The following is a 22,492-nucleotide window of genomic DNA, read 5'->3' as shown; positions in this document are numbered from 1 at the left end:
GGCGCCGCGGCGCTTCGTCGCCGCGGCGCTCAGCGACCGTGCAATGCCATGAGTTGCGCAACGAGCCGGTCGCCCGCGTGCGCGCAGCGTTCGGCAAACGCCGCGGCCTCGTCGGTGCGTCCGCGTTCGAGCAGCGACTGCACCACGCTGGCCTGCAGGGTCAGCGCGTTGACCGTGTTGTTGATGTCGTGCCAGCACTGCGCGCCGAGCCAGACGCCACGCAGTGCCCGCGCCGGTCTCGCATGCAGCGCGAGCACGAGCGCGAGCGACTCGGCAAGCCGTTCGACGCAGACGCCGACGGCTTCCCAGCGTTGCGGCGCGCAGCGCACGTCGATGCGCACGAGCGCGAGACCGTCGTCGCCGCGCTCGACGGTGTGGTCGCGGGCATCGTGCGGATCGCGTGAGGCCGGACGTTCTACCGCACAACCGAGCGACGGTGCGGTCGCGCGCACCGCCGCGCCGTCGCAGAGCAGGCCGACGAAACGCGCCGCGCGGCGCATCGCGTGCTGCGGCTCGGCCAGCGCACGCATGCTGCGCAGCGGTGCGAGCCGCAGCCGCGCGATGCGCTCAGGCGTCAGCATCGTCGCCGTAGCGCGCGAGATGGTTGTAGATCGTCTTGACGCTGATGCCGAGCGCTTCGGCCGCGCGCGCCTTGTCGCCGGCATAGTGCTGCAGCGTTCGCAGCAGCATCTCGCGCTGCATGCGGTCAAGGCGCGAGCCGACCGGAAACACGAGGCAGCCGGCCACGTCCGCTCCCGCCGACGCCGCGTTGCGCAGCGGCGCCAGCCGTACGAGATTGCCGTCGCTCAGAATGAAAGCGCGGTGCACGGCGTTGCGCAGCTCGCGCACGTTGCCCGGCCAGGCATAGTCGACGACGCCGCTCCAGGCATCGGGCGCATAGCGCTTGTCGGCACCGTAGCGCTGGTTGAACTGCTGCAGCATCGCCTCGCCGATCAGCGCGACGTCACCGCCGCGCAGCCGCAGCGGCGGCAGTTGCAGCACGAATTCGCCGAGCCGGAAGAACAGATCCTCGCGCAGCTGTCCCGCCGCCATGGCCTCCTCGGCGCGCCGGTTCGTCGCGGCCACCACGCGCACGTCGAGCGCATGCTCGGAATCGCCGCCGACGCGGATCACGCTGCGTGTCTCGAGCACGCGCAGCAGATGCGCCTGCAGCGCCGGCGGCATCTCGGTGATCTCGTCGAGCAGGATGGTGCCGCCCTGGGCCTGTTCGAAATAGCCGCGATGCTGGCGCACGGCGCCGGTGAAGCTGCCGCGCTCGTGCCCGAACAGATGGCTCGCGAGCAATTCCGGCGCGACCGCGCCGCAGTTCACGGCGACGAACGGACCGCTGCGCCCGCTGAGGTCGTGGATCGCGCGCGCGGCCAGTTCCTTGCCGGTGCCGCTTTCGCCGACGAGCAGCACGTTCGCATGGGTCGGCGCGACGCGCCGGATCTGCCGGTACACGGCACGCATCGCCGGCGAATCGCCGACGAAGTCGCCGCAGCCGGAGACCTCGTCGCCGGCGGAGTACTGCGCCGACCAGACCGACTGCGCCTGTTCGAGCAGCGCGTCGAAGCGCGAGCGCTCCAGCGGTTTGACGAGGTAGTCGCTGACCGGCAGCCGCACTGCGCGCGCCGCAGTCGCGATCGACGCGTTGCCCGTGACCACGGCGACCGGCCCGCGTGATTCGCCGATCTCCTCGACGAGATCGAAGCCCGAACCGTCGGGCAGGCACAGGTCGACGAGGATCAGGTCGAAACGCCGGCGCTGCGTTGCGATGCGTGCCGCATCGAGACTGTGCGCGCCGCAGGATTCGAAATTGCGCAGTTGCGCCAGCGCCGTCGCCGCTTCGACGAAGCCTTCGTCGTCGTCGACCACCAGCAGGCTGGGCCGGCTCGAATGATCCATGCCGTCGTCCGTCGCTCTCCGGCAGACGAGTCTGCGCGCGCCGCGATTAAGAACGCGTCAAGCCGGCACTGCTGCGCGACGACAGGGGCGTGAAGGCGGACTCTGCGTTGGTATATCTGTTTATTTCGGGAATCGGGAACCGGAGCCGCCAGAGGCGAAGCCGTCTCCGCGCGCGCGAAGGAATCGATGCATCCGTCCCGCTCGCACGATTCCCGATTCCCGATTCCCGATTCCCCGCCCTACCCCCAGACTTCCCCCATCACTCTCGCGAAATTGCCGCCGAGGATCTTCTCGATGCGCGCATCGGAATGACCGCGGCTTGCGAGCAGCGCGGCGAGCGTGTCGAAGCGGTCGGGCGTGTTGAGGTCGGGAATGAACAGATAGAGGTCTTCGGGACGACCCTTCTCGAAGATGCCGTCCTCGACCATGTTCCGGATGAGTTCGCGGTTCTCTTTCTCGAAGGCCGGGCCGCGCTCGATCGGCGCGACGCCGAGGTCGGTGCCGATGCCGACGTGGTCCTCGCCGCAGACCTTGATCGCGTGCTCGATATGCCGCACGACGTCGATCGCCATCGGCTGCGTGTCGGTGCGCAGGTAAGGCCAGAAGATGATGCCGGCGACGCCGCCGCGGTCGGCCATCGCGCGCAGGTCGGCGTCATGCACGTTGCGCGGCAGGTCGGCGAGCGCGCGGCAGCCGGTGTGGCTGATCAGCATCGGCCGCCGGCACGCGGCGATGCCCTCGGAGATCGTGCGCGGCGAACCGTGGGCGAGATCGACGACGACCTTCTTCGCTTCCAGGGTTTCGACGACGCTGCGCCCGTAGTTGCTGAGGCCGGCGTTGCCGCTTTCCATGCAGCCGTCGCCGACGAGATTGCGGCGGTTGTGGGTCAGCTGGATCACGCGCACGCCGAGATCGCGAAACAGCGCGATACGGTCGAGATCCTCGCCGAGCGGCTCGGTGCCCTGGAAGCCGAGGATCACGCCGGTGCGTGCGCCGCGGCGCTCGAGCGTCAGGTCGGACTTGCCGCGCACGAGGTACAGGTGTTCGGCATGACGCTCGGCGATCGCGTTCCAGCGCCGCACCGTGTCCTTGGTGCGCTCGAACTGCGCGTCGTCGAGCCAGAAGCGTCCCTGCGGCGCCGCCGTCGTCAGCACGGCGCCGAGTCCGCACAGACGCTGGATCGCCAGCTCCTTCGCGGTCGCATCGGCGTCGTCCTCGGTGAAGATGACGCCGAAGGCGGATGCGCCGTCGATCGAGAACGTCTTCGCGTAAGGCGGCCATTGCGGCTTCTTCGCGCCGGACCCCGGCTTCTCCTGCGGCGCCGCAGCAACGCCGAACGCGGCCGACAGGCCCGCGACTCCCGCTCCGATCAACACGTCCCGCCGACTGACCATGCTCGCTTCTCCATTCTTGGCTGATGACTCGCGACTGGCCGGCGCCGCGCGGCGCCGGGATCGCCGGATTCTGCCGAAGCGAAGAAAAATACGAAAGATGCCGTAGACGCACGCGCCGATGCGGCGCGTCGCTCCGCGGATCGCCGGCGCGCCGCTGCGGAATCCGCTCGTGGCCACGGCGGATCCCCGCGCAGGCGGCCAGGCCGGCGCCCGCGGCGCATCCGCGTCGTTCCCGGACGCTGCGGACGCCGCAGCGCCGCCGCCCGTGATTTTCCGCAATGCACAACGGAACATCTGGACAAGTCACGAACGAGGACGCGACCCGCCCCATTCTCCTAACGTCTACGTACGAAGCGTTGCGTAATTGTCGCGGCGCTTGCTAGGCTCCGCGGCGCTTCCTTCCCTGCGGAGCTTCCCCGTGAACGAGACACTTCTGTCGCTGCGCCGCGCGATCGGCGTAGCCCTGGCCTGCGGGATCGTCAGTGCCGCCGCCGCCGAACCGCTGCAGCTGCAGCGTCGCTTCGAATCCCCGGCGGCTGTCGCCAAACGCACATCCGACGCCAAGGCGCTGCTGCTCGCGCTGCATCCGGAACTGACGGCCGGCGCGCTGCAGCCGGCCGGCAGCCGCGGCCGCGTCGAGCAGTTCCGCCAGACGGTAGCCGGCATCGAGGTCTATGGCGCGCGACTGACCGTGCTGCGCGATGCGCAGCGGCAGCCGCGCACCGCCGGCGGCAGCTACAGCGACAAGGCCGCCACGGCCGCACTGCCCGCCTTCGCGCTCGACGCGCGCGCCGCCGTGCAGCAGGCGCTCGACGGTCTCGGCATCGATGCGATCGCAAGCGCCGCAAAGGCCGACGGCAACGGCTACCAGCGCATCACGCTGCAGTCGACCGCCGAATTCCGCGCATTGCGGCCCGCGCGCGCAAAGCCGGTCTGGTATCCCGCGAACGACCGCCTGATCGCGGCCTACAGCGCCGAGGTCGTGTTCCAGCGCCGCGGCGACGCGCGTCCGACCGCATTCGCGCTCGTGATCTCGGCCGAGGACGGCCGCGTGCTCAGGCGCAACAGCCAGATCCACGATCTGGAACCGTTCTCCTACCGCGTGTTCGCCGGCACCGACGGCTTTCCGTATGTCGATCCCTACGGCTACACGAACCCGCATCCGACCGGCGTCGCCGACGGCTGGCGCCCGGTGGTTCCCGCGCCGATGAATCTCGTGACGCTCGGCGATGCCGGCACCGGCGATCCCTGGCTCGCCGACGACGCGACGCAGACGCGCGGCAACAATGTCGATGCGTTCTTCGCGGCCGAAACCCTGGTCGACGGCGAGTGCTACGGCGACGAACAGATGGAATTTGACGCCGAGGTCGGCGATTTCCGCGCGCAGACCAACGGGCCCCGGCGCTTTGACTACGCCTATGACGCGACCACGACGCTGACCGACTACCAGCAGTGCCTCGATCCGTCGGTGCCGATACCGACCGGCGATCCGGAACTCAACGCGAAAATCGTGCAGGGCTTCTATGCCGGCAACTGGCTGCACGACTATTTCCACGGCCTCGGCTATGACGAGTCCGCGGGCAACAGCCAGGCCGACAACTACGGCCGCGGCGGCATCGCCGGCGATCCGCTGATCGTGCTCGCGGCACAATTCTCGACGTATACCTATGCGCCGGCCGACGGCGAGAGCCCGGTGCTGACGCTCGGCTTCAATCCGCAGACGCGCACGCGCCGCGACGTCAGCGGCTTCGACCTCGGCGTCACCGCGCACGAATGGGCGCATACGATGTTCGGGCGGCTCACGGTATCGGGTTACCACGGCCAGCCCGGCGCAATCAACGAAGGCACGGCCGACTTCGTCGGTCTCATGGTCACGGTGCGCGAGCAGGACCGCCATGCGATGCCCGGCGAGCCGGACTTCTCGGCCGCCTATGCGGTCGGCGCCTATATGAATCTCGACTACGACTTTCGCGCCGACGACCTGCCCGCGGCCGGCTCGCCGGGCTATCCCGACAACAGCTACTACCACGGCATCCGCCGCTATCCCTATTCCAGCGACTTCCGGCGCAACCCGCTGACCTTCCGCCATATCAGCCTCGATCATCCGGTGCCCGCCGGCAGCGCGCCGTTCGACTGGAAGGCGCGCTCGCTGCTGAACGCGGAAATCCACACGGCCGGCGAAATCTGGACGACCGCATTGTGGCAATGTGCACGCAACGTGCTCGCCGCCGCGCCGTCGCCGCAGTTCGAGACGCGCAAGCGCGATTTTCTCGGCTGGCTCGTCAGCGGACTGAAGCTGTTTCCGACCGACGCGACGTATACCGAAGCGCGCACGGCCGTGCTCGCGGCGATCCGCGCCGACAGCGAAGCCGACTACCGACGCTGCCGCAGCGGCTTTGCCGAACGCGGCATGGGCGCCGGCGCGCTGTCGCCGCCGCGCGACTCGTTCAGCCTGCGCGGCGGCGTGGAGAGCTTCCGCGACCTCGAGCGCGCGCTGTCCGTGGTCTCGGTCCACCTGCGCGAGATCGGCGGCGACGCCGACGGCGTGCTCGATCGCGGCGAGAGCGGCGAAGTCGTGGTCACGCTGCGCAACAGCGGCTTCTCGGCGCTGGACCGCATCACGCTCGCGGTGCCGCCGATTCCGGGCCTGTTCGACCTGCCCGACCGCGTGTACCTGGAAAACATCGCGCTCGCGCCCGAGGAAACGCGCGAGTTCGCATTGCCGTTCCGCGTGCGCACGCATCGCGACGCGATCACGCTGCCGGTGCAGGTGTTCGCCTGGGACAACGCCCATCCCGAGGCCTTCGCGCTGACGAGCCGCGCGTTCGCGGTGAACTACGACCTCGTGCGCGACCGCCATGTCGACAGCGCCGCGCACGCGGCGACGTTCCGGCACGACTGGATCCGCGGCTTCGAGGACTACCCGCACGGCTGTGCGCTGTACATCTGCACTTATGCCGAAGGCGACCGGCTCGCCGACGTGCTCGACTGGCAGCGGCAGCGCTACGACGGCCGCTGGAGCTACGTCATGGGCGACGCGCAGCTCGCTGCGAACACCTGGCTCGCGACCCAGCCGTTCACCGTGTCGGCGACCGCGCCGCTCGAACTGCAGCTGCAGCACCACTACGACTTCGAGCGCGCGACGACCGTGCCCGGATACGGCCGCATCGAGATCCGCGTCGACGACGGTCCGTGGCAGAGCGTCCAGCCGCTGCTCGTCGCCGGCAACGGTCATTACGGCGGCGTGTCCGGCGGATGGCGCGACGAGACGCTGCGCTTCAACGCGAGCATCGCCGGCCGTCGGGTGCAGCTGCGGCTGCGCATGAATGTCGCGGGCACGTTCCGCGCGAACGACATGCACTGGGCGATCGCGCGCACCGAAATCCGCGGTGCGACGCAGGCGATGTTCTCGCGCGTCACCGGGGACTAGCCCGGGCCGGGGCGGTGCTCCGAACAGAAACCGGAGGGAAGCAGGTCGTAACTGGAGAAGGCGCGCATCAATGCGACCTCCAGTTACTACCTGTTTCCTTGCCCGATCGTGCGTTCCGATTGCCCAATCCTGCACATGACTTTCACCCGCCCGTCATCGAAGTTGACGGGCGTACGGAGCGGCGTCCATGCTTGCGCGGTCGACGACCGTGGCAGCACGCGATGCTCGATTGCGCCGCGGCTCGACTGCACATCCACCGAGCCACCTATCGGCAGCATCGGGAGCACACATGGTCAGCCTCACGCTCAACGGCAAGGCTCAGCAGTTCGACGTTCCCGACGACATGCCCCTGCTCTGGGTGCTGCGGGACATCGCCGGTCTCACCGGTACCAAATTCGGTTGCGGCATGGCGCAATGCGGCGCCTGCACGGTCCATGTCGACGGCACGCCGCTGCGGTCCTGCGTGATGCCGGTCTCCGCGGTCGCCGGCAAATCCATCACGACGATCGAAGGGCTCGCCGCCGACGCGAGTCATCCGGTGCAGCGCGCCTGGGCCGAACTCGACGTCGTGCAGTGCGGCTACTGCCAGTCGGGCCAGATCATGTCGGCCGTCGCGCTGCTCAAGGCCAAGCCCGACCCGACCGACGCCGACATCGACGCCGCGCTCAGCGGCAACATCTGCCGCTGCGGCACCTACCAGCGCATCCGCGCCGCCGTGCATCGCGCGGCCGAACTCGCGAAGGGCTGATCGCTCCGCCGCATTCACGTTTTCCAACGAGGCTCGCATGAACGCTCCCGTTTCGACGCGACTGTCTTCGCGACGCGATTTCCTCAAGACCGCGGCACTCGGCGCCGGCGGACTCGTCGTCGCCTTCTTCGTGCCCGGCGCGAACCGTCTCGCCGGCGCCACCGAAGCGCCGGCGCTGTTCGCGCCGAACGCGTTCCTGCGCATTACGGCCGACGATCGCATCACCGTGCTGCTCGCGCATTCGGAAATGGGCCAGGGCATCTGGACCGCGCTGCCGATGCTGATCGCCGAGGAACTCGACGCCGACTGGAACCGCATCACGGTCGAGCATGCACCGGCCGCGCCCGATTATTTCGCGGTCGGCATGCCGATGCAGTTCACCGGCGGCTCGTCGTCGACCTGGACCGAGTTCGAGCGCTATCGGCGCGCCGGTGCGACCGCGCGCGCGCTGCTCGTCCAGGCGGCCGCGACGAAATTCGGTGTGAAGGCGAGTGCGTGCCGCACCGAGAACGGCGAGGTGATTGCCGGCGACAAGCGTGCGCGCTACGGCGAGCTCGTCGTGGACGCAGCGAAACTCAAGGCGCCCAAAGAAGTCCCGCTGAAAGACGCGAAGGACTGGAAGCTCATCGGCAAGCCGACCAGGCGTCTGGACACCGCCGAGAAGATCGACGGCCGCGCGAAGTTCGGCATGGACGTGCAGTTCGACGGACTGCTGACCGCCGTGGTCGCGCGCTCGCCGGTGTTCGGCGGCACGGTGACCTCGTTCGACGCGACGGCCGCCAGGCAGGTGCCCGGCGTGCGCGACGTCGTCCAGGTGCCGAGCGGCGTGGCCGTGATCGCCGATCATTTCTGGGCGGCCAAGCGCGGCCGCGATGCGCTCAAGGTCGACTGGAATCTCGGCGCGAATGCGAGCCTGAACACCGACACGATCCGCCAGGACTACGCGAAGCAGGCCGGCGGCGAAGGCCTACCCGCCGCGAAAGCCGGCGACGCGGCGGCCGGGCTCGCGAAGGCCGCGACGCGCATCGAGGCCGAATTCGCCGTGCCGTATCTCGCGCATGCCGCGATGGAACCGCTGAACTGCTCGGTGAAGATCACGGCCGACGCCTGCGAGATCTGGACCGGCACGCAGTTCCAGACGCTCGACCAGGCCGTCGCCGCGCGCATCACCGGACTCAAGCCCGAGCAGGTCACGATACACACCATGTTCCTCGGCGGCGGCTTCGGCCGGCGCGCGACGCCGACCAGCGATTTCGTGGCCGAAGCGGTCGAGGTCGCAAAAGCCGCGGGCAAACCCGTGAAGACGGTCTGGACGCGCGAGGACGACATGCGCGGCGGCTACTACCGTCCGGCCTTCGTCCACCGCGCGACCGTCGGTCTCGACGCCGCGGGCAAGCCGGTGGCCTGGCAGCATCGCATCGTCGGCCAGTCGATCCTCGGCAATTCGCCGTTCAAGATGATGATCAAGAACGGTATCGACGCGACCTCGGTCGAAGGCGTCGCCGACTCGCCGTACATCAAGGACATCGCCGACCATCGCGTCGACCTGCATTCGCCCGAACTCGGCGTGCCGGTGCTCTGGCTGCGCTCGGTCGGGCACACGCACACGGCCTTCGTCATGGAAAGCCTCGTCGACGAACTCGCGAAGGCCGCCGGCAAGGATCCGCTGGCCTATCGGCAGGAGCTGCTGCAAAAGCACAAGCGCCATCTCGGCGCGCTGAATCTGGCCGCGGAGAAAGCGGGCTGGGGCTCGGCGCTGCCGCAGGGCCGCGCGCGCGGCCTCGCCGTGCACGAATCGTTCGGCAGCTTCGCCGCGCAGGTCGCCGAGATCTCGATCGTCGACGGCGCGATCCGCGTGCATCGCGTGGTCTGCGCGATCGACTGCGGGATTGCGGTGAACCCGGCCGGCATCGTCGCGCAGATGGAATCGGGCATCGTGTTCGGCCTCAGCGCCGCGCTGCACGGCAGGCTCGACCTGAAGGACGGCCGCGTGCAGCAGTCGAACTTTCACGACTACCGCGTGCTGCGCATGAACGAGATGCCGCAGATCGAGGTGCATGTCGTGCCGAGCACCGACAAACCCGGCGGTGTCGGCGAGGTCGGCGTGCCGCCGGTCGCGGCGGCCGTCGCCAACGCGCTGTTCGCGCTGACCGGCGAGCGCCAGCGCGAGCTGCCGCTGCGTGCCAAGGCCTGAGGAGAACGCCATGAACGCCCGTCTTCCCGTGCTCTGTGCGCTGATTGCCCTGGGTCTGAGCGGCTGCGGCGGCAGCGGTCCGAGTCCGGCACAGCGCCAGGCCGCCGTCGATGCGTTTGCGACGGTGCAGAAGGTGTTCCAGCATCCGCGCTGCCAGAACTGTCACATCCCGGGCGACGCGCCGCTGCAGTTCGACGCGGGCCTGCCGCATCAGATGGGCGTCGTGCGCGGGCCGACCGGACACGGCGCGCCGGGCCTGCCGTGCTCGACCTGCCACGGCGAGGCGAACGCGCCCGAAAGCTACGGTCCGAATGCACCGCCGGGCGCGCCGCACTGGGCGTTGCCGCCGCCGGAGCACCGCATGGTCACGATAGGCCTGAGCGCACCGGCGCTCTGCAAGATGATCCAGGACAAGAACGAGAACGGCGGACGCGACTTCGCCGCGCTGCTCAAGCATGTCGGCGAAGACAAGCTCGTGCTGTGGGGCTGGAACCCCGGCGGCACGCGCGCGCCGGTCTCGGTGCCGCATGCGGAGTTCGTCGCGAAGTTCAAGCTCTGGGCCGACGCCGGCGGGCCCTGCCCGGCGAGCTGAGCGCGCGCGACCGTTGTCGGATTCGGCGCCTTCGTGCGTCTAGGACAGAACCGTCCACGACCATCAAGGTATCCGCATGCGCAATTCCCTGCTCCGGCTCGCCCTCGGACCGGCCCTGCTGCTCGCCTGCGCGGGCGCCGGCGCGCAGCAGACCGTCAGCGGCGGCAGCGGCGTCGACTATCAGCCGTCGGTGCTGCGCGCGGCGAACGGCGACATCGTCGCCGCGTTCGAACGCCTGAACGCGAGCGCGTTCGGCGATCTCTGGATCACGCGCTCGGCCGACGGCGGTGCGAACTGGTCGACGCCGGCCCCGATCGTCGCAACGAGCGCGAACGAGCGGCATCCGGCGCTGCTGCAACTGCCGAACGGGTCGTTCCTGCTGTTCTATCTCAAGGGCACCGGCGCGACGTCGACCTACCGGCTGTATCGCGCGACCTCGCCCGACGGCGCGACCTTCACGGAACAGGGCCAGCTGGCACTCGGCTGGGCCACCGGCGGCGAAGTGAACCCGCACGTGATCCGCCATCCCGACGGCACGCTGACGATGACCTACCAGCGCCTCGGCAGCGGCAGCTACGTGGCGCAGTCCGCCGACGACGGCGCGACCTGGGACCAGCTCAAGACCGTGCTCGCGTCCGGCAGCCAGCTGCCGCGCATCGCGTTTCGCGCGAGCGACGCACGCTATCTCGCGACCTATCAGGTCGGCTCGTCCTCGCTCGACGTGTTCGCCAAAACCACGACCGACGTGCGCGACTGGAGCGCCGCGCCGGCCACGCTCGAAAGCGACGGCGACAACCACGACTCGCTGCCGGTCGTGATGCCCGACGACCGCTTCGCCGTGTTCTACATCCACGCCGACGGCAGCCAGTACGACATCTACTCGCGCCGCTCGGCCGACGGCGTCGCGTTCGAACCCGCGCTGCCGCAGGAAATCAGCGCCGGCGCCAGCGACGTCGAGCCGCACCCGCTGGTCGGCGATTCGGCCTCGACGGTCGATCTGTACTGGGGCCGCGAGGCGCCGGCCGGCTCCGGCGACTACGACATCGTGCATCGCAGCAACGCCGTCGTCGCCGACGCGATCTTCGCCGGCCGGTTCGAGTAGCCGGCGCCGGCCTCGAAAAAACTTCTCCATAGCTTGCGTAGTGCACAGGCATACTTGTGCACGCCCGCCGGCCGGCAACTGTTCGTCACGCTGCCTGCACTATCGTACGGTCGCACGGTTGCTAGAATCGGGCCGCCCCTCAGGGACACTTCCGACGGCATCCGGAGCGGAGATGAATGCGGGCATCGACATCGGCCTGATCGGCAGTGCCGCCATGATCCGCGCCGCCAGCGGTCTCGTGCGCAGCAGCGGACGGCTGCTCGCGCTGGGCGACCTCAGGACGGCGCTGCGCGCGCTGCCGGCCGTCGCCTGCGACCTGCTGCTCGTCGAGGCCGCCGATCCGACCTCGCCCGACTATGCCGATCTCGGCGATATCGCGCCGAACACCGCGTGGATCGCGCTCGACCACGGCGACGACGTCACGCGCGGCCGGCGCTGGATCGAGATCGGCGCGTCGGCCTGGCTGTCGCTGCCGACGCTCGACGCCGCCACGCTGCAGCGCGTCATCGCGCAGACGCTCGCGCTGCGTGCCGGCGTCAACGCGATGCGGCTGCAGCGCGACGACCTGCAGGCGGTGTTCGACTACGCGCCGCTGCCGATGTGGGTGTACGACCGCGTGACGCTGCGTTTTCTCGCGGTCAACGACGCGGCGATCCGCAGCTACGGCTGGTCGCGCGAGGAATTCCTGCGCATGACGCTGTATGACATCCGTCCTGCCGAAGACCACGCGTCGCTGCAGAACGCGCTGAGCCAGCGCGACACCGACTTCGAAAGCACCGAGGTCTGGCGCCACCGCAGCGCCGACGGCCGCGTGTTCCTCGTCGAGCTGACCTCGCGCGAGCTGCGCTACGCCGGCCGCGAGGCGCGCCTGGTCATGGCGCGCGACGTCACCGTCGAGCGCCAGGCCATCAAGACGATCGAGACCAGCGAGCGGCGCTTCCGCGACCTGTTCGAGCAGAGCCTCGGCCTGATCTGTACGCACGACTTCGACGGCGTGCTGCTGTCGATCAATCCGGCCGCCGCGAACGCGCTGGGCTATCGCGTCGTCGAGCTCGTCGGCCGCTCGATGCTCGACGTCGTGCCGCCGCCGCTGCATTCGCACTTTCTCGAATACCTGCGCCGCATCGCGCGCCACGACGCCGACTCGGGCCTGTTCTACATCCAGCACCGGGACGGCAGCCAGCGCGTCTGGGAATACAACAACCGCGTGCTGCACGACGAGCACGGCGCGCCGTTCGTCATGGGCTACGCGCTCGACATCACCGACCGGCGTCTCTACGAACACCGGCTGCGCGAACAGCAGGCCGAGCTCGAAGCGGTCAACGACGCCTCGCCGATCGGCCTGTTCCGCGCCGACCTCGGCGGCGCGTTCCGCTACGTCAACCGCGCCTTCGAGCGCATGTCCGGCCAGCGCAGCGACGAGGCCGCCGGCGAGGGCTGGCTCGCGGCCGTGCATCCCGACGACCGCGAGCGCGTCGCCGACGCCTGGCGCACCGCGGTCGCGGCGCGCGCGCGCTTCCAGTCGCGGCACCGCCTGCGTCCGGACAGCGGCCAGACCGTCTGGGTATCGGCGCTCGCCGCGCCGCTCGTCGTCGAGGGCGAGATGACCGGCTACACCGGCAGCGTCGAGGACGTGACCGCGCGGCATCTCGCCGAGGAACAGCTGCGCCGCAACGAACAGCGTCTGCGCACGATCGCCGACGCGATGCCCGCGATGATCGCCTACGTCGATGCGGGCCTGCGCTTCCAGTTCGCGAACGCGGCCTACGAACAGGTCTACGGCGACGAGCGCGGCCGCATCGTCGGCCGCCACGCGCGCAGCGTGCTCGACGATGCGACCTACCGCCGCCGCGAGCCGTACCTGAAGCAGGCGCTGGCCGGCCAGCGCGTCGTGTTCGAGGACGAGGAACGCCGCGGCGGCAACTACACCTGCCTGGAGATCACCTATATCCCGCAATGGGACGACGAGCGCCGGCAGGTGCTCGGCATCCATGCGATGGCGCAGGACATCACGCGCAAGAAAGTCGAGGAGCAGCGCTGGATCCAGGCCGCCGAGCAGGACAGCCTGACCGGACTCGCCAACCGCGCCGGCTTTCTCGTGCGCCTCGAACGCGCGCTCGTGCGCAGCCGCGACCAGCACTCGATGCTCGTCGTGATGTATCTCGACATCGACCGCTTCAAGCAGGTCAACGACACGCACGGCCACGCGGTCGGCGACACCGTGCTGCGGATCTTCGCCGAGCGCCTCGCGAGCGTGCTGCGGCCCTCGGACATCATCGGCCGCCTGGGCGGGGACGAATTCACCGTGATCATCGAAGGCATGCGCCGCTCGCAGTACGCGGCGGCCGCGGCGGCGAAGATCGTCGCCGCGATGCGCAAGCCGTTCGTGATTCCGGATCACGACCTCTCGCTCGCGCTGAGCACCAGCGTCGGCGTCGCCGTGGCCCAGAACGACGCCGCCATGACCGCGGCGGAACTGCTGTCGATGGCCGACGCGGCGCTCTACGAGACCAAGTCGGCGGGCCGCGACGGCTATCGCGTGCGCATGACCGAGAATGCGGCATAGCGGCTCGCTGGCGCGCGGCGAATGCTCTTCACACGCCGCGCAGATCGGCGAACCAGTCCCTGGCCTGATACCACCAGTAGCTTGCCTGCGCGCCGAGAAAACCGAACGGGCGCATCGCAGAGACGAGACCGTAAGGTGCGAAGCGCTGCCACGCCGTGTCGTCGTTCGCGATCGCGGCGGCCAACAGTTCGCCGGCGACCGTCGTCGGCGCGACGCCGTGGCCCCCGAACGCCTGGGCGAACCAGATGCCATTCGGTTTGCGGCCGATCTGCGGCATCTGGTGGCGCGCATAGCTCATGAGGCCCGACCAGGCGAAGTCGATGTGCACGCCGGCGAGCTGCGGATAGACCTTCAGGAGGTCGCGATACAGCAGGTCGCGCACGCGCCCGGGCGCGCGGTCGCGGATCGAGATGCGCCCGCCCCAGAGCAGGCGCGAGTCCGGCAGCGGCCGGTAGTAGTCGAACGCGAAGCGCGTGTCGTAGACCGCGGCGCGCGTGTTGATGCATTCGCGCAGGCGCGGGCCCAGCGGCTCGGTGACCATGACGTACGTGGCGATCGGCAGGATCGCGCGGTCGACCTGCGGATCGAGTCCGGCGAGATAGCCGCCGCAGCAGAGCACGACGTGTTCGGCTTCGATTTCGCCGCCGGTCGTGCGCATGCGCCAGCCTTCGCCATGGCGCTCGACCGACTGCACCGGCGAGTGTTCGTGTACGGCAACACCCTTCTGCGACGCGGCCTGTGCGAGGCCGATCGCATAGTTCAGCGGATGCAGGTGCACGGCGTCGCGCTCCCAGAGCGCGTCGCCGTAGCGTTCGCTGCGCAGCAGCTCGCGCACCGTCGCACGAGGCACCCAGTCCCACTGCACGCCGAAATTTTCCGCGAGGAACCGCTGGCGCTCGCGCAGCACGCCGGGATCGCTGAACCAGTTGGCCCAGATCACGCCTTCGTCCACCATCGCACACGGAATGCGGTATTTGCCGACGCGCGAGCGGATCAGCTGCACGCCGCCGAGCGTGCTCAGGAACAGCGCCTTCGCACCGTCGACGCCGAGCTGGCGCACGAGCGAGGCTTCACCGAGCGAATAGCCGGCGAACACGAAGCCGCCGTTGCGTCCCGACGCGCCGAAACCGACCGTTTCGGCTTCGAGCAGCGCGACGTCGCCGACGCCGCGTTCGGCGAGTCCGAGCGCCGTGTTGAGTCCCGCATAGCCGCCGCCGATCACGACCACGCGCTTGGCATGCCGGCCCGCAAGCGGCGCGAAGCCGCCGTAGGCCGTCGCCGTCGCGCGGTAGTAGCTGGCCGGCAGTTCGGTCATTGCGCGCGCGTTTCCTTGGACAGGCCGTCGACTTCGAGGCCGACCTGCAGCCAGCCGAGACTGAGGCCGATGCGCTCCGCGTCGGGATCGCCCCAGACGTAGCTCAGCATCTTGCCGGTCGCGTCTTCGATCACGGCAAGACGCAACACCTCGGCGTTGCTCTCGCGATAGGTCAGGCGCGCAAGTTCGAGCGAATAGCCCGACGCGGCGCCGTCGCGGTATTTCAGCGCGACGCGGCCACCCTCGGTGTGCAGGCGCAGGTCGCGGCGCAGGTGCCAGTCGTTGTTGTCGGGCGAGGCCTTCATGCCGCCGCCGTTGAGCGCGTCCCAGCCGGTGAACCAGCGCACGCGCTGCGACAGCGTCGCCGCATCGATGCCGCGCGCCTGATCGGCGACGGTAACGACGCGCAGGCGGTCGTTGACGAGTTCGAAGCGCAGCGGCAGCAGTGCGGCGGTCGCGCCGATTCCCGGCAGCAGCGCGCTGCAGGCCGACGGATCGGCGGCGAACGCGAGCCCGTTGCGCGACGCGGCGGCCTTCAGCGTGCAGGCTTGCAGCGGCGCCCACGACTTGTCGTCGATGCGCACGCTCTTGCCGGGGTTCTGGAACACCGCCTCGGCCTCGGCCGACAGCGGGCGATACGGTACGAATCCATTTTTCTCATTGACGAGAAGCCAGCGCGCTTCCTGCACCGGCGTCGTGTCGGGCAGCACGAGACGCCAGAGCAGCTGGCCGCGGTCGCCGCCCGGATGGCTGATCCAGTGATGGATCGCGGGCGCCGCGTTCGTCGCGGGCGCCTGCTTGCCGCCGGCCGAGGCGATCCAGCGCTCGGCATGATTGTCGTATTCGCCGGCGAGTTCCTGCGGAACGGCGACGGCTTCGGCCGTCGGGCGCGCCGGCAGCGCGCCGCAGGCAGTCAGCAGCATTGCGGCGGCCGCCGCAAGGCACAAAGAATGGCGCATGTGTCCTCTCCAGAACCGTTGATGCAACCCTACACGCGATCCAGAGCCTGGGCGAGATCGGCGATGAGCACGTCGGCGTCCTCGAGCCCGATCGACAGGCGCACGAGATTGACCGGCACCTGGCCCGAACGCGGCGCGGCGACGTTGGTATCCGGCGGATAGACGGCCGCGACCGGAAACAGCAGCGATTCGTAGCCGCCCCAGGAGACGGTCATCAGGAACCGCTGCAGCGCATCGCAGAAACGCTCGACGGCCAGCGTGCTGTCGCAGCGGATCGCGAACGACAGCAGTCCGCTCGCGCCGGCGGTCTGCCGCTCGGCGAGTGCGAACTGCGGGTCGTCGGCGTCGTGCGGATACCAGAGGCGCTCGACTTTCGGATGCGCCTTCAGGAACGCGACGACGGCCTGCGTCGTCGCGGCGATCTGGCGCAGGCGGATCGGCAGCGTGCGCAGCCCGCGGATCATGAGCCAGGCATCGTGCGGCGACAGCATCGCGCCGAGCGTCATGTACGGCCCGTCGAACACTTCGCGGATCAGCGTCTTGCTGCCGCAGAGCACGCCGGCGACGACGTCGCTGTGGCCGTTGAGGTATTTCGTCGCCGAATGCGCGACGAGATCGATGCCGAGCGCGATCGCGCGCTGGTTCAGCGGCGTCGCGTAGCTGTTGTCGAGCAGCGTGCGGACGCCGCGCGCGCGCGCGAGCGCGGCGACCGCGGCGAGATCCTGCTGCTCGTAGGTCATCGTGTTCGGACTTTCGAGCACGATGAGCCGCGTCTGCGGCGTCAGCGCCGCTTCGATCGCGGCCGTGTCGCGCGCATCGACGAAGCTGTGCGCGACGCCGAAGCGGCCGAGGAAATCGCGCACGAGGCTGCGCGTCCACGAATACGGCTTCTGCACGCAGACGACGTGATCGCCGCTGCGCAGTCCGGCGATCACGCCGGCCGCGATCGCCGCAGCGCCCGAGCCGAACAGCAGCGCGTCTTCGGCGCCTTCGAGCGCGGCGAGCTTCTTGCGCAGGATCTCGACGGTCGGGTTGTTGCCGCGCGTGTACAGCGTGGAGTCGAGTTCGTCGGCGAAGCCCGCGCGCATGGCCGCGACCGATTCGAACGCGAAGATGGAGCTCTGGTAGACCGGCGGCGCAACCGCGCCGCGATGGCGCGCGCGATCCTCCTCACCGAGGTGATTGAGGATGTAGCTGAGATCGTGCTGCTGCATCGCCGCGGCTCCCTGCCCTGCCCGGTCCGATTATTTCGTCGCGACGAATTCGCGCGTCGCCGCAGCGAGCGCCGGATCCTGCAGCGCGAAGTGCATCGTCGCCTTGACGAGACCGAGCTTGTTGCCGCAGTCGAAGCGCTCGCCCTCGAAGCGGTAGGCGAGCACGCGCTCCTGCTTGAGCAGCGCGTCGATCGCGTCGGTCAGCTGGATTTCTCCGCCGGCGCCGGGCTTCGTCGATTCGAGCAGCGAGAAGATGCGGCCGGGCAGCACGTAGCGACCGACGACGGCGAGGTTCGACGGCGCCTCCTCGGGCTTGGGCTTCTCGACCATGAGCCTGATCAGCGCGGCGCGCTCGTTGATCGCCTGCGCGTCGACGATGCCGTATTTGTTGGTCTGCTCGCGCGGCACCTCTTCCACGGCGATCACGCCGGAGTTCTCGAACGCGGCGAGTTCGGCCATCTGGCGCAGCGCGCTCGCGCCGCTGTTCCAGATCAGATCGTCGGGCAGGATCACGCCGAACGGCTCGTTGCCGACGACCGGCTTGGCGCAGAGCACGGCGTGGCCGAGGCCCAGCGCCTCGGGCTGCGTCACGAACACGCAGCGCACGTGCTTGGGCAGCACGTTCTGCACGAGCGACAGCAGTTCCTTCTTGCCGGCCTGTTCGAGCTTGGTCTCGAGTTCGTAGGCCTTGTCGAAGTAGTCGGCGATCGCGTGCTTGTAGCGGTTCGTCACGAAGATCAGCGTGTCCGCGCCGGCGTCGACGGCTTCGTCGACGGCGTACTGGATCAGCGGACGATCCAGCACCGGCAGCATTTCCTTGGCGACGACCTTCGTCGCCGGCAGGAAGCGCGTGCCGAGACCGGCAACCGGAAAGACGACCTTGCGTAGACGTTGCGACATGCGTGCTCCTGCGGATCAGTGAAACGACGGGCCGCGCGGGCACGGAGCCCGATGGCCGGAACCAGTGGACGGTCGCGCGGCGCTCACTGCCGCTGCGAACGCTCGAACGCGACGACGGCCCCCTCGTCGGCGGGCCGGAACGCGAAGTCCGGCAGCAGCGCGGCGACGCAGCGGCGCAGCTGGTCCTCGTCGAACTCCTGCACGGCCTGCGTCGCGCGCGCGAGCTGCGCATTGAGGAGTTCCCAGCTCATGCTGCGCGGCTGCGCGAGAAAGATCTTCACGTGCGCCGTGCTGCGGTAGTTCTCGAGCGGATGGAACAGTTCCTCGAACAGCTTTTCGCCGGGGCGCAGGCCGGTGTACGCGATCTGGATGTCGCGGCCCGGAATCTTGCCGGTCAGCCGGATCATCTGCTCGGCAAGATCGCGGATCCGGATCGGCTCGCCCATGTCGAGCGCGAAGATCTCGCCGCCCTTGCCGAGCACTTCGGCCTGCAGGATCAACTGGCAGGCTTCCGGAATCGTCATGAAATAGCGCGTGATCTCCGGATGCGTGACGGTGACCGGGCCGCCGCCGCGGATCTGTTCGCGGAACAGCGGCACGACCGACCCGGCCGAATCGAGCACGTTGCCGAACCGCACCGTGATGAAGCGCGTCCGCGAACGGCCGGCGAGATTCTGGCAGTACAGTTCGGCGACGCGCTTGGACGCCCCCATGATGCTCGTCGGGTTGACCGCCTTGTCAGTGGAGATCAGCACCATGCACTCGACGCCGTGGCGGTCGCAGGTATCGGCGACGCAGCGCGTCGCGAGCGAATTGTTGCGCACGGCCTCGCGCAGCTGTCCCTGCAGCAGCGGCACGTGTTTGTAGGCAGCCGCGTGGAACACGACCTGCGGACGCACCGCGGCGAACACGTGCTCGCAGGTCGCCGGGTCGCCGGCGTTGCCGATGCGCGCGTCGAGGATCAGGTCGGGCCAGGCCGCGCGCAGTTCCTGTTCGATGCGATAGAGGTTGTATTCGGACAGTTCGAGGATGGTCAGCGAACTCGCGCCGAGCCGCGCGACCTGGCGGCAGAGCTCCGAACCGATCGAACCGCCGCCGCCCGTCACGAGCACGCGCTTGCCGGTCAGGCCGCTGCGGATCGCGGTCCAGTCGAGCTGCACCGGATCGCGGCCGAGCAGGTCTTCGATCGCGACCTCTTTCAGCTCGTTGAACTGCGAGCGGCCCGAGACCACGTCGTCGAGACGCGGCACGGTGCGGAATGCGAGGCCGGTCGATTCGCAGAGTTCGACGACGCGGCGCATCTGCGCGTTGCTCGACGACGGCATCGCGATCAGCAGCATCTGCGCGGCCACTTCGCCGGCGATCTGCGGCAGTTTCTCGAGCGTGCCGAGCACGGGCACGCCGTGCAGCTTGGCGCCGCGCAGCTGCGCGTTGTCGTCGACGAAACCGACGACGCGATAGCGGTTCTCGCGCCGGAGGTCGCGCGCGAGCGTTTCGCCGGCGCGGCCGGCGCCGAGGATCAGCACGCGCTGGCTCGGGCTGTCGTTGAACAGGTCCAGGCGCGAATCTTTCCAGAACCGGTAGCCCAGGCGCGGTGCGCCGAGGAACACGACGAGCGCGGCCGGATAGATCAGCAGCACGCCGCGCGGCACGGTCGAGAGGCGGTTGTAGAGAAACAGCGTGATCGCGACGAGCACCGCGCCGATCGCGCCGGCGCGCACGATGTTCCAGAGATCGGGCAGGCTCGCGAACCGCCAGAGTCCGCGATAGAGGCCGGTCCACCAGAACACCGTCGCCTGCACCGCGAGCAGCACGACGACTTCGGGACCGGACCAGATGACCGGCTGCGGTTCGGGCAGCAGCGTATTGCGGATCGCATAGGTCGCGACCCAGGCCACCCAGACCATGGTCAGATCGTGCGCGACGACGGCGAGCCGCGGATGGATGCGCGCGATGCTGCGGCGGAACATGTCAGGCATGCCGGCGCACTCCGGCGAGTACGGCCCGGCGCGCGCGGCACCAGAGCGCGATGCCCGCTGCGTAGGTCAGCACGACGGTCGCGGCGGCGACGCCGACGCTGCGGCTCGTCGCAACGAGCAGCGCGAGCGGAGCGGCCAGCAGAAGATTCCATGCCATGTAGTAGCTCACGACCCGGGCATGCGAACCGCCGCTGCGCACGAGCCACTGATAGAGATGTTCGCGGTGCGCACTATACCAGCGGCGTCCGCGCCAGAAGCGCTGCAGCAGCGTCGCCGTCGCATCGATCGCGAACGCGCTGACGAGCAGCAGACCGGCGGCGATCCAGCGAGGTTCCCGCAGCGCCGCCCACCAGAGCACCGCCGCGATCAGCAGTCCGAGCGCGCCGCTGCCCACGTCGCCGAGGAAGATGCGCGCGCGCGGAAAGTTGAACGGCAGGAAGCCGAGGCAGGCCGCGGCGAGGATCGCAGGCACGTCGTTAAGACCGTGTTCCAGCCCGACGCGCCCGAGCAGCGCGGCCATGCCGAATACATAGGCGGACTGCAGCGTCAGCAGTCCGTTGATGCCGTCCATGAAGTTGTGCAGGTTGATCGACCAGACCGTGCTCAGCACGATGAGGCCGAGCAGCGCGATCGATGCCGGCAAATCCGGTGACGAGGGCACGAGGCCGTAGAGCACGGCGGCGAGCAGCACGGCGGCGGGTATCTGCACGGCGATGCGCGCGCGCGCGCTGAGCGCAGCATGGTCGTCCCACCAGCCGATCGCGGCGACGAGGATCAGCGAGGTCGCGAGCAGCAGACCCGGCAGCGGCGCGATGTCGAGTAGCGGACCGGCGCAGCCGAGCACAGCGGCGACGATGGCGATGCCGCCGCCGCGCGCGGTCGGCACGCTGTGCGAGCGGCGCTGTCCCGGCTGATCGAGCAGCCGGCGTCGGCGCGCATAACGGATCGCGAGCGCAGTCGCCGCCGCCGCCACCAGCAGCGCCTGCACGACGCGCAGCGCAAGTGTCGTGTCCACGCGCTATTCGTTGGCGACGCCGTGGATCGGCCGCACCGAACCCCAGCTCTTGCAGCTCGGACACTGCCAGTGATGCGCCTTCGCACCGAAGCCGCAGCGGTTGCAGCGGTACATGGCCTGCCCTTCGACGAGCTTGCGCGCGAGATCCTGCAGGATCAGCAGGTTTTCGCGCGCCTCGCCGGTCGAGTTGTGCAGCGTCGCATTGATGAGCGCCATGAGGCCGCGCACCGACGGCCGCTGGCGCAGCTGGCGCGTCAGGAAATCCACGGCCACCTGCTCGCCCTGGTTGCGCGCATAGAGCTTGGTCAGCGCGAGCACCGGCGAGATGCCGTGATAGCGCTCGATGATGCGGCCGAGGAATTCCTCGGCGCGCTGCATCTGCTGGCTCTTGGCGTAGGCGTCGAGCAGCAGCGGCAGGATTTCCGGCACGAAGTCGACGTCGTGCTCGGCGACCTGCTCGAACGCGGTCACGGCTTCGGCATAGCGTTCCTGGTCGGCCAGCACCTGCCCCTGCAGCATGCTCGCGCGCACATTGCGCGGCGCGCACTCGAACGCGGACTGGATGTGGGCGGCGGCGGCATCGAATTTTTTCTGCGCGCGCGCTTCGGCGGCAAGTTCGCAATGGAACTGCGCGATCAGCGCGCATTGCGATTCGCCGGTCATCTGTTCGAGCAGTCGCGCATGCGCGATCGCCTTGTCCCAGTCGCGCTCGTGCTGGTAGATCGCGATCAGGTGCTTCAACGCCGAGGGCGCGTGAGCGCGCATCGCAACGAGATCGGAGAACAGCGTCTCGGCGCGATCGAGCAGGCCGGCGCGCATGTAGTCCTCGCCGAGTTCGAGCAGCGCCACGGTCTTCATCGCGTCGCTGAGGTCTTCGCGCGCGATGAGGTTCTGGTGCACGCGGATCGCGCGGTCGACTTCGCCGCGGCGGCGGAACAGATTGCCGAGCGCGAGGTGCGTCTCGACCGTGTCGCGGTTGATCTCGGCGAGCTTGACGAAGACTTCGATCGCCTTGTCCTGCTGTTCGTTGAGCAGGTAGTTCAGACCGCGGAAATAGGTGCTGGACAGCGCGCTGACGCGCTCGCCCGAGGTGCGCGCGCTGGAGCGCCGCGCGATCCACCAGCCGGAGAAGGCGGCGACCGGCAGCAGCAGGAACAACAGATAGAGCGGATTCAT

16 protein-coding genes are annotated in these 22,492 nt (G+C 69.1%); 6 read left to right on the top strand and 10 right to left on the bottom strand.

All coding sequences use genetic code 11. The annotated features are described in order from the left end of the window. Nucleotides 1–29 precede the first annotated feature (29 nt). The 3 genes from VLF18_RS21135 to VLF18_RS21125 form a co-directional block, all read right to left on the bottom strand. Nucleotides 30–581, bottom strand: a complete 552-nt coding sequence (locus VLF18_RS21135; RefSeq protein WP_325281609.1) for a hypothetical protein — start codon at nt 579–581, stop codon at nt 30–32. Further along, nucleotides 568–1,908, bottom strand: a complete 1,341-nt coding sequence (locus VLF18_RS21130) for a sigma-54 dependent transcriptional regulator (RefSeq protein WP_325281608.1) — start codon at nt 1,906–1,908, stop codon at nt 568–570. Before VLF18_RS21130 ends, VLF18_RS21135 begins: the two co-directional genes overlap by 14 nt. Nucleotides 1,909–2,147: 239 nt before the next feature. Further along, a complete protein-coding gene (locus VLF18_RS21125; RefSeq protein ID WP_325281607.1) occupies nt 2,148–3,302 on the bottom strand; it encodes a dipeptidase in 1,155 nt (384 codons plus the stop codon). Between the two features lie 418 nt (nt 3,303–3,720). On the opposite strand from VLF18_RS21125, the gene VLF18_RS21120 reads away from it, so the two are divergent. From VLF18_RS21120 to VLF18_RS21095, 6 genes are all read left to right on the top strand, one after another. Further along, nucleotides 3,721–6,732 carry a M36 family metallopeptidase gene (locus VLF18_RS21120; protein ID WP_325281606.1) on the top strand — a complete coding sequence of 1,004 codons (3,012 nt, stop codon included), beginning with the start codon at nt 3,721–3,723 and terminating at the stop codon, nt 6,730–6,732. Nucleotides 6,733–7,021: 289 nt separating this feature from the next. Continuing rightward, entirely contained in the window at nt 7,022–7,480 is a 459-nt protein-coding gene (locus VLF18_RS21115; RefSeq protein ID WP_325281605.1) for a (2Fe-2S)-binding protein, read from the top strand. 37 nt (nt 7,481–7,517) lie between these two features. Further along, the gene (locus tag VLF18_RS21110) at nt 7,518–9,674 is read left to right on the top strand and encodes a xanthine dehydrogenase family protein molybdopterin-binding subunit (protein ID WP_325281604.1); all 2,157 of its coding nucleotides are present in this window, start codon (nt 7,518–7,520) and stop codon (nt 9,672–9,674) included. Nucleotides 9,675–9,684: 10 nt separating this feature from the next. Beyond that, nucleotides 9,685–10,266 carry a hypothetical protein gene (locus VLF18_RS21105; protein WP_325281603.1) on the top strand — a complete coding sequence of 194 codons (582 nt, stop codon included), beginning with the start codon at nt 9,685–9,687 and terminating at the stop codon, nt 10,264–10,266. A gap of 76 nt (nt 10,267–10,342) precedes the next feature. After that, nucleotides 10,343–11,368, top strand: a complete 1,026-nt coding sequence (locus tag VLF18_RS21100) for a sialidase family protein (protein ID WP_325281602.1) — start codon at nt 10,343–10,345, stop codon at nt 11,366–11,368. A 172-nt stretch (nt 11,369–11,540) separates the two neighbouring features. Next, a complete protein-coding gene (locus tag VLF18_RS21095) occupies nt 11,541–13,934 on the top strand; it encodes a PAS domain S-box protein (RefSeq protein WP_325281601.1) in 2,394 nt (797 codons plus the stop codon). A 28-nt stretch (nt 13,935–13,962) separates the two neighbouring features. Here the strand turns inward: VLF18_RS21095 and VLF18_RS21090 are convergent, their stop codons facing one another. The 7 genes from VLF18_RS21090 to lapB all read right to left on the bottom strand — a co-directional run bounded on the left by VLF18_RS21090 (nt 13,963) and on the right by lapB (nt 22,492). Beyond that, entirely contained in the window at nt 13,963–15,249 is a 1,287-nt protein-coding gene (locus VLF18_RS21090) for an FAD-binding oxidoreductase (RefSeq protein ID WP_325281600.1), read from the bottom strand. Then, nucleotides 15,246–16,208, bottom strand: a complete 963-nt coding sequence (locus tag VLF18_RS21085) for a hypothetical protein (protein ID WP_325281599.1) — start codon at nt 16,206–16,208, stop codon at nt 15,246–15,248. Before VLF18_RS21085 ends, VLF18_RS21090 begins: the two co-directional genes overlap by 4 nt. 29 nt (nt 16,209–16,237) lie before the next feature. Then, nucleotides 16,238–17,422, bottom strand: coding sequence for a trans-sulfuration enzyme family protein (locus tag VLF18_RS21080; protein ID WP_325281598.1), 1,185 nt, complete (start codon nt 17,420–17,422; stop codon nt 16,238–16,240). A 30-nt stretch (nt 17,423–17,452) separates the two neighbouring features. Then, nucleotides 17,453–18,322, bottom strand: a complete 870-nt coding sequence (gene galU, locus VLF18_RS21075; protein WP_325281597.1) for a UTP--glucose-1-phosphate uridylyltransferase GalU — start codon at nt 18,320–18,322, stop codon at nt 17,453–17,455. Nucleotides 18,323–18,405: 83 nt separating this feature from the next. Then, nucleotides 18,406–20,301 carry a nucleoside-diphosphate sugar epimerase/dehydratase gene (locus VLF18_RS21070; protein WP_325281596.1) on the bottom strand — a complete coding sequence of 632 codons (1,896 nt, stop codon included), beginning with the start codon at nt 20,299–20,301 and terminating at the stop codon, nt 18,406–18,408. Next, nucleotides 20,294–21,316, bottom strand: coding sequence for a glycosyltransferase family 4 protein (locus tag VLF18_RS21065; RefSeq protein ID WP_325281595.1), 1,023 nt, complete (start codon nt 21,314–21,316; stop codon nt 20,294–20,296). The genes VLF18_RS21070 and VLF18_RS21065 overlap by 8 nt, the downstream gene beginning before the upstream one ends. Before the next feature lie 3 nt (nt 21,317–21,319). Then, complete coding sequence (gene lapB, locus VLF18_RS21060; protein WP_325281594.1) at nt 21,320–22,492, bottom strand: lipopolysaccharide assembly protein LapB; 1,173 nt, start codon at nt 22,490–22,492, stop codon at nt 21,320–21,322.

This window comes from Tahibacter sp. (assembly GCF_035481375.1).
In the GTDB taxonomy this organism is placed as follows: Bacteria; Pseudomonadota; Gammaproteobacteria; order Xanthomonadales; family Rhodanobacteraceae; genus Tahibacter.
Note: the sequence above shows the minus strand (reverse complement) of the source record. Positions and strands in the feature narration are given on the sequence as shown.

What these genes read in the sequence shown, in the direction of transcription:
- VLF18_RS21090 (WP_325281600.1), bottom strand. Translation starts at nt 15,249, where the DNA reads ATGACCGAACTGCCGGCCAGCTACTACCGCGCGACGGCGACGGCCTAC.
- VLF18_RS21105 (WP_325281603.1), top strand. Translation starts at nt 9,685, where the DNA reads ATGAACGCCCGTCTTCCCGTGCTCTGTGCGCTGATTGCCCTGGGTCTG.
- VLF18_RS21070 (WP_325281596.1), bottom strand. Translation starts at nt 20,301, where the DNA reads ATGCCTGACATGTTCCGCCGCAGCATCGCGCGCATCCATCCGCGGCTC.
- galU (WP_325281597.1), bottom strand. Translation starts at nt 18,322, where the DNA reads ATGTCGCAACGTCTACGCAAGGTCGTCTTTCCGGTTGCCGGTCTCGGC.
- VLF18_RS21110 (WP_325281604.1), top strand. Translation starts at nt 7,518, where the DNA reads ATGAACGCTCCCGTTTCGACGCGACTGTCTTCGCGACGCGATTTCCTC.
- VLF18_RS21115 (WP_325281605.1), top strand. Translation starts at nt 7,022, where the DNA reads ATGGTCAGCCTCACGCTCAACGGCAAGGCTCAGCAGTTCGACGTTCCC.
- VLF18_RS21080 (WP_325281598.1), bottom strand. Translation starts at nt 17,422, where the DNA reads ATGCAGCAGCACGATCTCAGCTACATCCTCAATCACCTCGGTGAGGAG.
- VLF18_RS21095 (WP_325281601.1), top strand. Translation starts at nt 11,541, where the DNA reads ATGAATGCGGGCATCGACATCGGCCTGATCGGCAGTGCCGCCATGATC.
- VLF18_RS21130 (WP_325281608.1), bottom strand. Translation starts at nt 1,908, where the DNA reads ATGGATCATTCGAGCCGGCCCAGCCTGCTGGTGGTCGACGACGACGAA.
- VLF18_RS21085 (WP_325281599.1), bottom strand. Translation starts at nt 16,208, where the DNA reads ATGCGCCATTCTTTGTGCCTTGCGGCGGCCGCCGCAATGCTGCTGACT.
- VLF18_RS21125 (WP_325281607.1), bottom strand. Translation starts at nt 3,302, where the DNA reads ATGGTCAGTCGGCGGGACGTGTTGATCGGAGCGGGAGTCGCGGGCCTG.
- VLF18_RS21135 (WP_325281609.1), bottom strand. Translation starts at nt 581, where the DNA reads ATGCTGACGCCTGAGCGCATCGCGCGGCTGCGGCTCGCACCGCTGCGC.
- lapB (WP_325281594.1), bottom strand. Translation starts at nt 22,492, where the DNA reads ATGAATCCGCTCTATCTGTTGTTCCTGCTGCTGCCGGTCGCCGCCTTC.
- VLF18_RS21100 (WP_325281602.1), top strand. Translation starts at nt 10,343, where the DNA reads ATGCGCAATTCCCTGCTCCGGCTCGCCCTCGGACCGGCCCTGCTGCTC.